Annotated in this window: 12 protein-coding genes; 6 read left to right on the forward strand and 6 right to left on the reverse strand. The window is 61.2% G+C overall.

The genetic code is table 11. The features are described from left to right. The first annotated feature begins 76 nt into the window (after nt 1-76). Nucleotides 77-1006, forward strand: coding sequence for a HEPN domain-containing protein (locus tag SPYCW_RS17665; RefSeq protein WP_037553319.1), 930 nt, complete (start codon nt 77-79; stop codon nt 1004-1006). 6 nt (nt 1007-1012) lie between these two features. On the opposite strand, the gene SPYCW_RS17670 is transcribed toward SPYCW_RS17665, so the two are convergent. Beyond that, complete coding sequence (locus tag SPYCW_RS17670; RefSeq protein ID WP_037553321.1) at nt 1013-1243, reverse strand: EexN family lipoprotein; 231 nt, start codon at nt 1241-1243, stop codon at nt 1013-1015. Nucleotides 1244-1452: 209 nt separating this feature from the next. Between SPYCW_RS17670 and SPYCW_RS17675 the strand changes: the two genes are divergently transcribed. From SPYCW_RS17675 to SPYCW_RS17690, 4 genes are all read left to right on the forward strand, one after another. Continuing rightward, on the forward strand, nt 1453-2529 hold the full coding sequence (locus SPYCW_RS17675) for a PIN domain-containing protein (protein ID WP_037553323.1): 1077 nt from the start codon (nt 1453-1455) through the stop codon (nt 2527-2529). Nucleotides 2530-2692: 163 nt separating this feature from the next. Then, the gene (locus SPYCW_RS17680) at nt 2693-3790 is read left to right on the forward strand and encodes a MarR family transcriptional regulator (RefSeq protein WP_037553325.1); all 1098 of its coding nucleotides are present in this window, start codon (nt 2693-2695) and stop codon (nt 3788-3790) included. Beyond that, nucleotides 3790-4698: a hypothetical protein gene (locus SPYCW_RS17685; RefSeq protein WP_037553327.1), complete on the forward strand. Its 909-nt coding sequence runs from the start codon at nt 3790-3792 to the stop codon at nt 4696-4698. Before SPYCW_RS17680 ends, SPYCW_RS17685 begins: the two co-directional genes overlap by 1 nt. A 52-nt stretch (nt 4699-4750) precedes the next feature. Beyond that, nucleotides 4751-5467 carry an SDR family NAD(P)-dependent oxidoreductase gene (locus SPYCW_RS17690; protein WP_037553328.1) on the forward strand — a complete coding sequence of 239 codons (717 nt, stop codon included), beginning with the start codon at nt 4751-4753 and terminating at the stop codon, nt 5465-5467. Between the two features lie 10 nt (nt 5468-5477). On the opposite strand, the gene SPYCW_RS17695 is transcribed toward SPYCW_RS17690, so the two are convergent. From SPYCW_RS17695 to SPYCW_RS17715, 4 genes are all read right to left on the reverse strand, one after another. After that, nucleotides 5478-8414: a YecA/YgfB family protein gene (locus SPYCW_RS17695; RefSeq protein ID WP_197411522.1), complete on the reverse strand. Its 2937-nt coding sequence runs from the start codon at nt 8412-8414 to the stop codon at nt 5478-5480. Beyond that, nucleotides 8411-9196 (reverse strand): hypothetical protein, encoded by a 786-nt coding sequence (locus SPYCW_RS17705; protein WP_120217863.1) that lies wholly within the window; start codon nt 9194-9196, stop codon nt 8411-8413. Before SPYCW_RS17705 ends, SPYCW_RS17695 begins: the two co-directional genes overlap by 4 nt. A gap of 39 nt (nt 9197-9235) precedes the next feature. Next, on the reverse strand, nt 9236-12199 hold the full coding sequence (locus SPYCW_RS17710) for a TrlF family AAA-like ATPase (RefSeq protein WP_037553330.1): 2964 nt from the start codon (nt 12197-12199) through the stop codon (nt 9236-9238). Between the two features lie 511 nt (nt 12200-12710). Beyond that, nucleotides 12711-13616, reverse strand: a complete 906-nt coding sequence (locus SPYCW_RS17715; protein ID WP_037553331.1) for an endonuclease/exonuclease/phosphatase family protein — start codon at nt 13614-13616, stop codon at nt 12711-12713. A 140-nt stretch (nt 13617-13756) separates the two neighbouring features. Between SPYCW_RS17715 and SPYCW_RS17720 the strand changes: the two genes are divergently transcribed. After that, nucleotides 13757-14032, forward strand: coding sequence for an HU family DNA-binding protein (locus SPYCW_RS17720; protein WP_037553418.1), 276 nt, complete (start codon nt 13757-13759; stop codon nt 14030-14032). A 249-nt stretch (nt 14033-14281) separates the two neighbouring features. On the opposite strand, the gene SPYCW_RS17725 is transcribed toward SPYCW_RS17720, so the two are convergent. Further along, complete coding sequence (locus SPYCW_RS17725) at nt 14282-14746, reverse strand: SOS response-associated peptidase family protein (RefSeq protein WP_231732705.1); 465 nt, start codon at nt 14744-14746, stop codon at nt 14282-14284. Nucleotides 14747-14839: the final 93 nt, after the last annotated feature.

A 14839-nucleotide genomic window follows, 5' to 3' on the forward strand; every position in this document is an offset into this window, starting at 1 on the left:
CCATCTTGCGGCATCCTTGCGCATCGGAACAATCTTCCGGGTGCAAGGGTGCCGCCACCTTGTTAGGGTGACCCCAATGCAGAGCAGCCTCGAACATCTTCCCCCGCACAAGCAACGCGAGATCGAGCGCGTCGTCGAGATCATCTTCGAGGAATTCGAGGATGCGCTGGCGCTCGCGACGCAGGACTGGAAGCGCAAGGGCCGGATTTCCAAGATCATCCTCTACGGCAGCTATGCACGGGGTGGGTGGGTCGACGAGCCGCACACGGCGAAGGGCTATCAGTCGGACTATGACCTGCTGATCATCGTCAACGACAAGCGGCTGACCGATCGGGCGGACTATTGGTCGAAGCTCGACGACCGGCTCATTCGTGAGCTGTCGGTAACGAAGCGGCTCCGCACGCCGGTGAATTTCATCGTTCACAGTCTCGACGAGGTGAATGCCGGACTGACGCAGGGTCGCTATTTCTTCATCGACGTCGCTCGTGACGGGATCGCGCTGTACGAGGCCGACGGGAAGGAGCTCGCAGAACCCAAGCCGATGACGCCGCATGCGGCGCTCGAGATGGCGCGCGAGTATTTTGATGAGTGGTATCCTAGCGGAGCGCAGTTTCTTCATCACTATCGAAGCGCTGTCGCTGCAGGTTGGTTGAACAATGCGGCCTTTCAGCTTCATCAGGCGACGGAACGATATTACCACTGCATCTTATTGGTATGCACTTTCCACACGCCGCACATCCATAATCTTGTTTTCCTGCGCACCCAAGCCGAGCGGATCGATGATCGATTGATCGAGGCATGGCCGCGAGAAGTTAAGGCCGACCGGTCGCGGTTCGAAAAGTTGAAGGAAGCGTACATCAAGGCGCGCTATTCGAAGCATTACGCGATCACCGCCGACGAACTGGAATGGCTCGGCGCGCGGGTTCAGCATCTCGCCGGTATCGTCGAGACTATTTGCCGTGACCGCATCGCTGAGCTTGAGACAACAGCGCGTCAGGCAGGTTGAGACCCGCTACTTTTTCCCGCGGAACCGCTCGAATTTGGCCTTTCCCTCGGCAGTCTCGACCGCGACATTGGCATTGCTGCATTCATCGCCGCGCTTGTCGCCCGCCGTGCAGCTTTGGACGACGTCGCGTGCCTCATCGAGATTGGCCTCGAAATATTGAACGCTGCGTGGCTCCGGCGGAGCACATGCTGTCAGGATCGTCAGGCTGGCGATCGCCAGCATCTTGAAAATGATCATCGTCACCTCCGACGATCAACTCTAGCGTCGGCGACCCGGTCCATGCAGTGGCGATTTGAGATTTAGAACCAAATTGAGGCTAGTTCTCCGTCCATCGGCCTATGTGAGCCAGTTTTGCGCCATTCTTAGCTCTCTCTCAAGCGTCGCATTGGGCGGCGAGGCTCAAGGGAACGATTGAGGAAATCCGTCGCAAAAGCTAGTTTGCAACGATGAGCGAACCACCAGCACCGCGCGGACAGCGCCTCGTCACACCATATGCTTTCATCGATACCGAGGCTTTTCGTGCGGCGGGTCTCGACTGGCAATCGCGAACTTGGTCCAGCCTGATCGATCTAGCGTCGAAGAGCACGCTCGAGCCGATCACGACTTCCATCACCACGCGGGAGGTTGAAGCGAGACTTTCGGAAGCGCTGGCGGAGGCGGAAGCAGCAGCGAAGAAGCACGGCGCGATTTTTGGCCAGCTTGGAGAAAGCGGTCCCTTTGGTGATACCGATCCAGCCGATCGGAAGGCACTGCTTCACGCGCGCTTTCGAGAATTCCTAGCGACAGCAAAATTTACCGAAATCCCCGTTGTTGCCGATCACAAAGCGATTTTTGACGATTATTTTGCTGGTGCTGCGCCCTTTGGGGAGGGCAAAAAAAAGAGCGAGTTTCCGGACGCCTTTGTGCTGTCGAGCCTCCTCGCCTGGATCCGGCCCGGTCGACCCAGAATATATGTGGTTGGCAAGGATCCGGACCTGGTGAAATTCTGCGAGGGACGGGACGATCTGATCCAATTGGACTCCGTTGCCCAGCTTCTCTCGCTGGCTCTGGCGTCAGCCCAGTTGGTGAAGCGTCTTGAAGCGCATGTCCGTGGAGACGCGTCCCTGCTCGAAAGGCTGAGGGCACGCCTTAACTCCTATCGTCCGCGCCGTGTCGATATCGAGGTTGAAGATGTCGAGTTCTTCGATCTTGAGATTTCGAGCGTGTTTCTCGTCGACGAATCCGAGGAGGGACAGGATTTTGTCCTTGAGGTCGAAGTCTTGGCTGAGGTCGAAGCCGACGTTCGTGAGACGGGTCATGAGTATGTCATCTCGCGGCGGGGAGAGCCTGATTTGGATATTCGGACTTACCATGCTCGTCCAACTTCCAGCGCGGCTATTTATGTTGAGGTGCTGGTGTCCGAGGACGATAGTGGCGAAGAGCCAGCCTTGGTGACGACCGATTGGGCTATCACATCGGGCGATATCGAGATCAAATTGCCATCTCAGTTCAGCAGGCGTGAAATCACCCTCGAGGCGCGGTGACGCCAAAATCCTTCGTTGACGCCACCGGAGCGTTGCCAGTTTCGACGCTTTCCAGATTTCAGATGAAATTTTTTCCATTTTTTTAATGCAAATTTTCTGCGCAGCAAATATCAAGGTTTTTCCGAATATTCACTTTTAGGGTGATTTTTGCTGGGCACAAAATATGGCCGAATTTGAAAATTCTCAGCGCGAATTGCTCGATGCGCTTTTGGAGGCGCTTTTGGCGCTGCCGCAGTCGCACGCGCAAATCGAGCGATATGAGGTCGAAATCGGGCCTCGCGGCCGCGCCGACGCCCTGATCGGCGCATATATCGGCCGCCAGCCGCTCTTATTGCTTGTCGAAATCAAGGCGCAGCTTTTTCCGCGCGATGTGCGCGAAGCAATCTGGCAGCTTCGGAATAATCAGGCCCATCTCAGCAATTCCGGTGACGACCGGGAAATCATTCCTTTTTTTGTCGCCCGTGCGATCTCGCCGGGCGCTCGAGAGATTTTTCGGGAAGAGCGCGTCGGATATTACGACCTCGGAGGCTCGCTTTATATTCCGGGGAAAAAGGCATTCATATTTCTCGATAAACCGGCTCCGAAAAAAGGGACGAAGAAATTCGATTCCATTTTTCAGGGGCAAAAGGCGCGCGCACTCCATGAAATTTATGAGAGGCGGCAGGACTGGCTGGGCGTGAAGGATCTCGCCGATGCGAGCGGCGTATCGCCCGCTACGGCTTCCGAGACCCTCACGGAACTCGAACGGCGCGAGTGGGTGGATGTGCAGGGGGCGGGTCCGTCGAAACAGCGTCGATTGCGCGCCGCACGGCCCCTTCTCGAAGCTTGGACCAGCTATGCGAGCGATCAGAAGGCGCCGACAGTGCGGCGTTACTATGTCCCGAAAGGGAGTGACGCACTGGCGCTGGCGCTGCGCCTTGATCAGGCGTGCGACGAGGCGAAAGCCGCCTATGCGGTCACCGGCGAGGTAGCCGCTCAAATCTATGCCCCCTATCTTTCTTCCATCTCGCAGCTTCGTTGCCGGATCGAGCCCGGGCAGAAGCTGATCGAGGCGCTGCTCAATCTCGACGCCCGGCCCGTGGCGGAGGGGTGGAATCTCGGTATCATCGAGGCGAAGAGCCGGCGCGATGTCGCGGTCGGCCAACGGATCGATGGCGTCTGCTATGCGCCGCCGCTGCAGGTCTATCTCGACCTGCTCCAGGCGTCCGGCCGTTCCCGTGAATTGGCGATGCACCTCCGTAGCGAATGTCTGGATAAATAATGCCCAAACCACAGACGATCAGCGGCTATGAGGACATGGTCACCGACGCGTGCGAGCGCGTACTGGTCACGCTCCTGCGCGGGCTTGGACCATGGAAGGATTCGGTCTTTCTCGTCGGCGGACTCGCGCCGCGCTATCTCGTGACCGCCAGGCCGCCGAAAGTCCCGAAACATGCGGGCACGGGTGACGTCGATATCGTCGTCGACGTCGGAATCCTCACGACGACCGAAGCCTACAGTACGCTAGAAGAAAATCTAAAGGCGATGAACTTCGAGCGCGCCGAGAATGAAAAGGGTGCGAAGCAATCCTGGCGGTGGCGCGCCGAGATCGAGGACGGCACGACGATGATCCTCGAGTTTCTGGCGGACTCGCCGGAACTTGGAGGCGGCAAGGTAAAGGAACTTCCTTCGGACGGAAATGTCTCGGCGTTGAACATCCCCCACGCTTCCATGGTGTTCGACCATCACGGGACCGTCGAAATCACGGCGGACCTGCTGAACGGTAAGGGCCGTGCCACCGAGGTCGTGCGCTACGCTGATATCGTCACCTTCACCTGTCTCAAGGCCTTTGCTTTCGATCAGAGGTTCGAGCGCAAGGATGCGCACGACCTGATCTACTGCATCGAGAATCTGGAAGGTGGCGTCGGCGCGGCGCAATCCGCATTCGCGGCTGCACTGACCGGTCCGCATGCCGAGGCGATACGCGAGGCTCTTACTCGCATGGCGGCTCGCTTCCGCGATCCCAATCCCGACGAGAGCTATTTGCGCGACGGGCCCGTCGCCGTGGCAAGTTTCGAAGACGACGAAGCCGATGTCTCGGCCGACCCCGATCTGCTGAACGCCCGGATCTTGCGGCAGCGACATGCCGCGGAAATTATGGCCGACTTCCTCAAGGCATTCGAAATCTGATGACGAAGGCTGTGATCGCAGTTTCGTTCCGGCGCATTCCAAGAGCTTGCCCGTGAACAAAGCGATCATAGTCGGCGCGAGTTCAGGGATCGGCCGAGAGCTGGCGATGCTGCTCTCGCATCATGGCTATTCGGTTGGCGTCACCAGTCGGCGCCGCGACCTGCTCGCCAATCTCGCTGGCAATTCTTCCGGTTCGATAATCTACGAGGCGTTCGACGTGGCCGACACGACCGCGATGCAACGCGGACTCGCCGCCCTGATCGAGCGGCTTGGCGGGCTCGACTTGCTGGTGATCAGTGCCGGGGTCGGCCACATAAATGCCGATCTTGTCTGGGAGGCGGAACGCGAGACCATCGCGGTGAATGTCGAAGGTTTCGCGGCCGCGGCCAATATCGGCATGCAGCACTTCATCGCCCAAGGCACGGGGCATCTGGTGGCCATTTCGTCGATCGCGGGATTGCGGGGAAGCGGCGACGCGCCTGCCTACAATGCGTCCAAGGCCTTCGTCTCCAACTATATGGAGGCGCTACGCCAGAACATGGCGCGCCGGGGCCTGCCGATTGCAACGACCGACGTGCGGCCCGGCTTCGTCGACACCGCGATGGCGAAGGGTGACGGACTCTTCTGGGTTGCTTCGCCTGAAAAGGCGGCGAAGCAGATCTACGGCGCCATCCGCGCCCGTAAGTCTCATGCCTATGTCACCAAACGCTGGTGGCTCGTCGCTGGCCTGATGAAACTTCTGCCGAACGCCATCTACGACCGACTCTAGCCGCTCGCGATCATCGCCCGTGGCAGATTTTGTATTTCTTGCCAGAACCGCAGGGACATTTTTCGTTGCGGCCGACCTTTTTCCTCGGCTCAACCTCCCTGGGGGCACCGCGACGCTGATCGAACAGCGCCTGCAAAGGGGCAGGAATCACAACCTGTCGCTGCGGGGGACCGCCTTTGCGCCGAACCTCGCGAATGATGGCCTTCTGCTCCTGGAATGCCGCGCGATGGTTCGGATCCATCGCATCCTCGAACGGCAGCAGCCGCTCGACCTCGTTCGCCGCCGCATCATGGTCGCCGCAGTACGCAAGAACCACCGCATATAGAGCGCGAGCTTCGAGAACGGGCCCCGCGAGGCCCGCGCCTTGCAAGATGGGGAAGATGTTCCGTTCGAAGGCCTCGCGGGCGCTTATGAAGTCGTTCACCCAGACCAGTTCTTCGACAAGATCGAGACCAACCCGGACGAATGACTGGTAGGATTGCGACAGTTCGTAGAATTTCATCGCATGGATGCGTGCGAGAGTAGATCGCTGGCTCTTCCGGCCCAAGGCCTGCGCGAAAAGATCGTGACTGTCTGCCAGATGTTTCAGCCGATCGGTGAGATCTTCGTCTTTGGGAAGAAGCTCCCGAAGTTCGGGGGCGTTCCGTCCTATCACATCGTCGGGCCTGATCCCGAGCTCCCGATAATATTCGCCGATGAGGGCGAGTGCCTCACTTACCGCTGTATCGTTGTCGCCGAGCTTGAAGAGGGCGAGGGCGCGATTGTAGCGAAACACGCGCAGATGTTCGGGCTGGTCGGGAAGTCGATCCGAAACTTCGTCAAGCATGGCCCGGACGCCATCAATGTCGCCAAGCTCGGACAAGAGCAACATCCGCTTCATGCCCCAGGCCATCCACTCCTCGTCGCCGAGCTCGTTCGCCCTCAGCAGCGATTCCATCTCGTCGACCCGCTCCCGGCCGGCCTCATAATCTCCCTCGCGCAGATCATTGAAGACCAGGCCGTCGAGCGCCCACAGCCTTGTCTCGGCATCTCCGTTCGGATCGGCCGCGATCGTCAGCAGATAGGGTTCGATTTCCGGCCAGACCCCGAGTTCGTGGAACAATTCGTCTGTGGCAAACTGCACCAATATTCTCGCCTGACCGAGAAGCCCGAACAGACGGATGAGCAGTCCTAACTTCGCGAGGCTCCAGTTGGTCCGGATCGAGCTTACGATGACCCGCTGCAGCGAGCCCAAGGCTTTCTGCTCGAAGTCCTGACCCTTTGCCGAGACGTCCGCTTTGCCGAGTATCCTCACCGCGTCGTGAATTTTTAGGCCGCTATTCCCGAATAATTCCAGCGCACCCGTTGCGGGAAGCGCGCGCAACCGGGCCGTGGCCGCCTTCGCGTCGATGTCGCATGCGGCTTGAAGCAAGGCACTGGCTTCGTCCCGTGAGAGCGCGACATCGGCGAGGCTCAGGACCGCGATCGTTTCTCTGTCGACCGGCGGCAAGCCTTCGAACGCGCGCCTCAGGATAATCTCTTGAGCCGTCTCGACGATATTGGTCTGCTGCTCGATATCCGTACAAAAGGCCCTAATGTCGCCGCCATATTCGCGCGCCGCGATCGTCGCCGCATTGAGTACATAAAATGGCAGGCCTCCGGTAATTCTGGATAGCCGCTCGCAATCGCCGAAATCGGCACGGCAACCAGCATCTTGAACTGCCGCCGCGATAGTGTCTTCGTCCCAGCCGTTCAGAGTCTCGGCTTGAATATCTAGTCCTGCTTCGAGTTCGGCGATGTGCCGACCCGGTTGGCTCAGCAGGACAAATCGGAGATTGGGGCCCCGTGCTACCAGCGCCTCTATATCGGCCGCGGGAATGCGGTGGCTGTTATCGATGACGACAGCCGCGTGAAGGCCGTCTTCGCCGAGCTTGATGCTCAGCGCGCTCACCATGTCCAATCCGCTCGCGCCCGGCAGAAGAATTTCGCCGAGCTTGTCGTTGGAGCGACCGAACATCTTCGCCGCCACTTCGCGCGCTACCGCTGACGCGAGCGCGGGTCCCGGCGTGTCCCCAACGTCGAGATAGGTGACCGGGAGCGCAGCATGGACCGCGGCCTCGGCCATCCAGGCGGTTTTCCCCGAGCCCGAAAGTCCCGCTATGATGCGGACGGGCTGGTCACTTAGCAGGGCGGGTTCGTCGACCTGGGCGCGGTACACCGGGGGCGGCGCCGGAAGCTGCTGCATCTGGACCACGAGCTGCTCGAACAGGTCCGGCAATTCCTCGCGGGAAAAACTGTGATCCTCGCGCGGAGGCGTGCCAGCGGATGCGAGCATGACCATGGCGGCCAGCTTCCAGGTCAGCGTCTCCGGCCTGAGCAACCCGAATGGCAGCTGCGCCGCGAGATCCGAGCAATATGCAGCCATACCGGCAACATTGTCGGCAGGTCGAGGCAGGCAATTGTCGGAGGGCTCAGGACCGCCTGGCCAATGCAGCTCGACATCGTCAGGCCAGTCATCCGCGGCAATCTTCTTGAGCAGGGCTGGCGACGGAGGCGCATTCGTCGCGATCACGAATCTCGCGTCGCCAGCTCGCAGGCCGTTCTGATGATCCGCACGTATGTCCTCGAAACGCTCTAGTGCTCCTGAAATATCACTGGGATTGAGGACGTCCTGCCGCGTTTTGACCTGCGCATAGATACGGGCGTCCGGAAGCTGGACTTCAATGTCCTCGTCCCGCTCGACGATGATATGTTCGGCTCCCGCCTTTCCCGCGAGGAGAAGGCACGCTGCCGCGAAAAGATGCTGGTAGAGGAAACCCCTGTGTACGGCCTCGATCCGGATGAGTTGGCGCTCGTCGAGAACGAGGAGTTCGTCGACCGGCGGCTGTGGGCGTTCTGCCTCATCCTCCGCGCGGTGATCGGCCGCATTATGACCGGAATTGTCTCCGGGATCTTCTGACGCGGTCATCGTGTCGTGAAGGCTGCGACGACCTTGTTCGTCCCGTCCATGAGCAGGCCGCACTGAATGTCGGCGACCAGGACCGTCGAATTCACCGTGATATCGGTCGGATTGCTGATCGTCGTCTTGCCATAGGGGTAGGTGGCGCGAACGACATTCGGGAGCTTCGGCACGACAACAAAGGCAATCTTGGCTTGGGGTTTGAAGGCTTGCGCTTCGGCGACGCTCATGGGGATGGTCCCGATGACCCCACCCTTGTTGGCGATGAAAAGCTCTTCGCCATAGCGCGCCGGTTCACCCTCGAAGATCGCGTTCTCGGTCCGGGTAATCTTGCTGATGGTGGCCTTCGCCCCGAAGCCATTCTGCGCGGAATAGGTGCCGGTCGTGACCTCGCTGCTCGAAATCGTCACGTCGAGGTTGCTGAGGGTGCTGGCCTTCGGACTTTCGACTTTTGCATAATAGAAGGTGTCCCAAGCGCTGAAGTTCGTATTGTCGAACAGGTAGGACTTCACCTCGAAGGCTCCGAGATCGGCATTATAGGCCAGATATTCCGCGCCTTCGATCTTCTTCGAGATGATGAGGGGGCCGGAGCCGCCCGCTGCTGCGAGCCGGGCGCGGTATGCATCGCTGGTCTCGAATTCGTCCTTCGGCGCGACGGGCTTGATGGACGCGATAGCCTGGTCGAAGGTCTGGGGCTGCACCATGCTGCCCGTATAGGCTGCACAGCCCGATTGCGCCTGCGCCAGTCCCGGCGCGCAGATCAGCGCCGCAGCCAGAATGATTTTCCTCATTGGTTTTGCTCCCCCTTGAGCCCGTGCAAAATATCGAGACTAACGCTCCAGGCGAACGCGCAGGCGCCGTGCGCGCTCGCGAAACGCATGTTCCCCGCCCTCGAGAATGTCGCAGACCATCTTGCGGATCGGTGCATCTTCGAGGCCGCCGCTCGCATAGGCGATCTCGGGCAAGCCATCCCCCGGATGCGGGCCGGCCGATGCAACGATGACCTGATCGGCGTCGGTGTTGATCACCAGATTGGCGTTATGCGTGACGATGATGACCTGGCGCTTCGCCTTGGCCTTGAGGAACAGGCCGACGAGTTCATCATAGATCGACTTGGGATCGAGATTTTCCTCGGGCTGATCGATGATCAGCGGCCGCTCATCTGCGTTGTCGAGCGCGAGGTACAGCAGCAGGAGTACGATGCCGCGCGTGCCCGGCGAAAGTTTGCGGATGTCGACCCCATCATAATCGACGCTGTACCGGACTTCGATATGATCGGTGCCATAGAGCCAGCGCGCGAACAGCTTGAGCCAGCCGCGGAATGCGGCGGCATCGCTGCGCTGTGCGAGAGCATGTTCGAAGAAGCTCTTCTGATATTTTTGGCGAAAGTCTTTGAGCGCCTCGGTCACTTCTTCGGCGGTCCCACTCTCCCAAACGCCGCGAAGCTCGTCATTCGCGGCCTCGAGCAATTTGCCCTCGCCGCGGAACGGGCCCTGTCGGCGAAGGTCCAGCAGATCCTCGCCGCGCTTTGCCCACTCCGCCATGTCTGCTCGGCGGGTGACGGTGAATGCAAGCTTCCCGAGCGTCCCGCCCGTCTCGTCCATTCGCGCCCGGATGGGTGCGTAAAGGTCGTTGAGGACCTGCTGTTCCGAAAACACCGCTTCGAAGATCCGCCGGTAGCTTGACTGCCTTTCCGTAGGCAGGCCCTTGGCGCGCTCCTCTGCGCCCTCATAGTCCTTCAGCTTGTCCTGCAGGACCGAGAGCAATTCGGTCTCGGTCGTGATTTTCGTCGACAGGGAATTGAACCGTTCGCGTGTTTCCTTGTCGACGTTTATGATATCGCCGAGCCGCCGGATTTCCGCATCGAGCCGGCCAAGGGGAAGTCTCGTCAGATCGGCATCGTCGGCGATGAGCGGGGTCGCTGGATCGGTGATTGCGATATCGATCCCGCGCCACCCGTCACGGTTCTTCCGGGTGGAGGACAGGTTGTCGTTGATGATGCCGTCCACATTGCCGCTGTACTGCGTCAGAAACGGGTCCCACGCCTCTCCGGCTATGCCGGCATCCTTGTGGCGCTCTTGCGCATCGCGCAGATTTTCGGGCGCCTGATGGGTCCGGAAGTCCGAAACCTCGTCCTGGACGAGTAGCAACTTCTGCTCGCGATTGGTCAGGCGCCTAACCCGTGCGCGCACTTCGTTTGCCGCCTCGGTCAGGGCCTCGAGGCGCTTGATCCGGTCCTCGCTGCCTTTGCGGACAAGCTTGCCGCGGTCCTCGGTGAGCTGGGTGATCTTGAGCTTCTTCTCGTCGACCTGCTTCCGAATGGCCACGATCTGAGATTGCTTCTCGAGCTCGATGTTGATCCGGTCGGACAATTCCTCGAGCTTCTGTTCTTCGCGGCGTCGCGCCTCGCGGAACCGGGCTGCCTTGAGGTCGCGAAGGTCCGCAAAATCGACCGCGCCCTCTCGCTCGGTCGGGCTGTGGGCGTCAAAGACCACGCGCTCGACTTCCGACAGCAGGCCATCGGTCATTCCCTCCGGTGAGCAGAGCGATTCCACGAACTGCTGTGTCAGGTATCGAGCGCGGGCGTAGCCGTCCCATGCCGCCGCGGCATTATCGAGGCCGCGTTCGGTGACAACGCCATTGCCCCAATCGAGCTTCACCGTCGCATCGTCGAGATATTCGCTCGCCCGAACCAGGAAAGACTGCATAGGGAGCTGGTCGGCATGGGCATCGCAGCCCGCTGCGATCATGTCGGCCAGCGCGGTCTTGCCGGACCCGCGCGCACCAATGATCGCGACGAGGCCCGGGTTGAGATCGATCACCGAATTGGGGGCCCACGGCGCATTCGTCAGGGTCACACGGTGGATCGTCTCAGACGGCGCAGCTGCGGGCGGCGCCTCGGTCCCGACGTAAGCGCGGCCCTCGGGATCGATGCAGGCCTGCTTCAGTCCGTCGAATGTCGCCGCACCTTTGATCCAGGTATAGCGGTCGCCATCGGGCGCGCCCGTTCGTTCCACAGAATGCCCGTCGCTGCCGTGCATGCAGGGCTTGAGCCCGCCGTAGGTCTCGCAGATATGCTCGCGACTGGTTTTTCGGCCGAGCCAAAATTCACGTTGCGCCGGGCTCGACGCGAACATGATGTGAGCAAAATGTTCAATCTGCTGGCGCAAAGCTTGGTCTGCGCCATCTTGAAGTCCCGATGTCCCATCGCCCTTCGCGCCGGCGACCGCGATCAGGATATTCTCCTGCGCCCAGCTCATCCCCTTATATTCTTCACGGAGCTGATCGAAGCTTACCTTGAATTGTTCGGAGCCGTGGCGAAGCGCTGAACGATCATCGGTCAGCTCGGAATTGAGCGAACGTCCCAGGCGGATCAGCTCCGAAGGATTACAGGCGAAGGTGTCGGTCGTGGTCTTGAAGGTCAGGCGCTGAAGGAAGCGCGTGAGCTGCTCGATATGATCGGGATCGTCGGGGCAGACGAGCAGATGGGCGTTGATCCACGACCGCGCGGTTCCCACGCTGAACCGAAGCTCGATATTCGGAAAGATCAGGTCGCAGTCCTTGAGGCGACCTTGCTCCTTGCGCGCGCGAACCTCCTTGTAGAGTTCAAGCCCGTAATAGTCGGTAATACCGAGCGCACGGATCGCCGGCGTCGCACCCTCGATCGCGGCAAGATAGGCTTCCCAATCGCCCTTGAACTGGTCGTTGAAGATCGTGCCCGGGGCGTGGACGTGCGGATCCCATCGCAGCCACAACGATCCCGGTCCGATCGATTCCTCTTCCCCCACGGTCATGGCGCGGCACGCTATCGTCAACAGGGGGGAAACGGAAGTGCCGCCGCCAGATCAAACCATTTTGGATCTATTTTGTGCCGGGGCCTGCGGCCTGATCGCAGGGCGGCTCGGGCTCGCCGGAACCGCAGGACTTGCCGGCCGTTTCCCAGTGGCAACGTCCATAGGAGCTGTCATGGCAAGCGCACCGCCCGACCCGCATCCCGATTCTCCCCCGACCGGCCCCGAGCAAGTTCCGGAGCAGGTTCCCCTTCCTGATGACGACGGTCGGGAAAGTGTCGAGGACGTGCCTGACGCAGAATGATCGTCGGGCCGCTTGGCTTCTCGCCTGCGGCATGGCGCCCGCATATCTGCGGAGCGGAAATGGTAAGCCCCGCTACATCGCTGCAGCGGGGCTTCCCTAGATTGCATCCGAAGATGCGATCAAATTCTGCCATTCTTTCGTCTGGACAGGTAAGTGAAACGTGCCGGGCGCGCGATGGTTCCGTGGGCTACTTCGAGGCCCGGAATTTTTCTATCGCCGCAGCGTGACCGCGATCGGGCAGTGGTCCGAATAATGCTTCTCGCCGGGCGCATAGAGCGTTTCGCTGAACCCCGTCCGGTCGGCGGCGGCGCGCCGGTCGAGCACGATATGATCGATGAAACTGTCGTAACGCGGATCGCAGGCCGGCGGCTGGCCCGCGTCGGCGAGCATCAAATCGGCGTTGGCCGGATCGCCATCGTCGATTTTAGTCCAGATCGCGTCGCCGGGAAGCGCGAGCCGCCGGTTCCAGTCGCCCAGCACCGCGAAGCGCTCGGGCCCGGCGGCGGCCGCGTCGATCCAGGCTTCGAGCGCCGGAATCTGGTCCTGGAATATGGGGCAGGCCTTCGCCTCGTTCCCGGAGAAGCAGCCTGACTTGAGGTGGATGCCGAGAAGGCGGATCGGTGTGCGGCCCTCGGGGCGGAGCGTGATGTCGACGCCCGAGCGAAGCTGTTCGTTGCCGCGCATCAGCGACGTCACATCGGCATGGCGATCGAAGGCCATATCCTTGCGGATCGCAAAACCGACCGCTTGGCGGATCACCGTCTGCGACGGGAACTTGCCGCCGCAGGTGCCGCCCGGCGCGCCCTTCCGCGCTTCCATGATCACGACATATTTGGCGGGGTCGAAGACCCGCGCCGCGGCGGTCTCATTCTCGGCCTCCTGAAAGGCGATCACATCGGCGTCGAGGTCGTCGACGATGCGGCGCATCGCGGCATAATCGCTGTCATCCCTGGGGTTGCAGCCTTCGCCGTTCCTCGCGGCGAGAAATTCCAGGTTCCAGCTCGCAAGCTTGAGCGGTTTCGATGGAGCAGACGGGTTCGCGGGTGCGGAGGTCGCGGGCGAGCAGGCGGCAGCCAGCAGGAGCAGGGCGGATGCGATGAGGCGGTGGGGAAGCATCCGCCGCTACTGCCGCACGCCGCCACCGAGTGCAACTCGCCGTGCCGCGCCTTGGCGCGGCGCAGATGGCGCCGATCCGTCCGCGGCGCTATAGCGCCCGCCCGGCCGGGATCCTTCCGGCCGCTCAAGGAGATGATTTTATGAACCACGCCGAACTGTCGGACAGCGTCGCAACCGCACTTGGTCTGAGCAAGGCCGATGCGAAGAAGGCTGTCGATGCCGTTTTCGCTGCGATCACCGACGCCGCCGCCAAGGGCGACGAAGTCTCGGTGAACGGCTTCGGCAAGTTCAAGGTCAAGGAATCGGCCGCGCGTGAAGGCCGCAATCCCTCGACTGGCGAAACCATCCAGATTGCGGCTTCGAAGAAGCTGACCTTCGGCGCCGCGAAGGCCGTCAAGGATCGTCTGAACGGCTGAGCCGGTACGTCCCGCCGGCGTGCCCGGCGGGACGGCCGCGCGGCGGCATGTCGGGCGCGGCATCTGATGAGCGCGCTCTGGCCTCGCAGGCTCGGCCAGGGGTCGCACTTTTGTTTTGGCCGCGCGGCACACTCGGCTCGCTATCCTTGCGGGGCGGCGGCTAGGCACGGGAGCGCATCGCACGCCGCCCCGCTGCGGGCTCGCCAAGAGTGCGGTTGTTCGGGCCCTGCGGGCCGGCGACATCATGACCTAGAGCGGAAGTTCCGCCTGTTTGCGCAAAGGCTCAACGAACAGCGTGCGACGCGGCGGTTCCTCGAACAGCAGCTCGTTCGGCAGGCTGCCGTCGAGCCAATGGTTCGCGTCGCGCCGCTGGATGATCACGCCGTGGCGCGACTGATAGGGAATGACATCGGCGCCCGCCGGGATGGTGAGGATGCGGTAGGACAGCGGCCAGTCGGCGAGTGGCGGGTCCCACACTGCGGCGAGATAGAAGAAATTGCCGCTGTCGAGCGTCACCCGGTAGCGGTGATCGCCGGTTCCCATGCGAAACTCGGACGCCGGGATCAGGCAGCGGCGCGCCGGGAAGGCGCGGCCCTCGGCGCGCACGAAACGATAATTGATCCCGTCGCTAAACCGCGGGTCGGAACCCCAAACCGCTTTGACCATTTCGATCTCGGTCATATTGTCGGGATTGCGCCGGACGAGCGCTTGCACGCCTCCGCTCGGGGCGTCGGGATCGAAAGGGGTTGGCGCGATACCCATATGTGGAACATAATGGGAACGATGTTGAGTCGCAAGGGCGAGGGG

This window comes from Sphingopyxis sp. EG6, assembly GCF_003609815.1.
GTDB lineage: Bacteria > Pseudomonadota > Alphaproteobacteria > Sphingomonadales > Sphingomonadaceae > Sphingopyxis.

Coding starts and splice junctions, on each gene's coding strand:
- SPYCW_RS17665 (WP_037553319.1), top strand. CDS start 77: ATGCAGAGCAGCCTCGAACATCTTCCCCCGCACAAGCAACGCGAGATC.
- SPYCW_RS17670 (WP_037553321.1), bottom strand. CDS start 1,243: ATGATCATTTTCAAGATGCTGGCGATCGCCAGCCTGACGATCCTGACA.
- SPYCW_RS17675 (WP_037553323.1), top strand. CDS start 1,453: ATGAGCGAACCACCAGCACCGCGCGGACAGCGCCTCGTCACACCATAT.
- SPYCW_RS17680 (WP_037553325.1), top strand. CDS start 2,693: ATGGCCGAATTTGAAAATTCTCAGCGCGAATTGCTCGATGCGCTTTTG.
- SPYCW_RS17685 (WP_037553327.1), top strand. CDS start 3,790: ATGCCCAAACCACAGACGATCAGCGGCTATGAGGACATGGTCACCGAC.
- SPYCW_RS17695 (WP_197411522.1), bottom strand. CDS start 8,414: ATGACCGCGTCAGAAGATCCCGGAGACAATTCCGGTCATAATGCGGCC.
- SPYCW_RS17705 (WP_120217863.1), bottom strand. CDS start 9,196: ATGAGGAAAATCATTCTGGCTGCGGCGCTGATCTGCGCGCCGGGACTG.
- SPYCW_RS17710 (WP_037553330.1), bottom strand. CDS start 12,199: ATGACCGTGGGGGAAGAGGAATCGATCGGACCGGGATCGTTGTGGCTG.
- SPYCW_RS17715 (WP_037553331.1), bottom strand. CDS start 13,616: ATGCTTCCCCACCGCCTCATCGCATCCGCCCTGCTCCTGCTGGCTGCC.
- SPYCW_RS17720 (WP_037553418.1), top strand. CDS start 13,757: ATGAACCACGCCGAACTGTCGGACAGCGTCGCAACCGCACTTGGTCTG.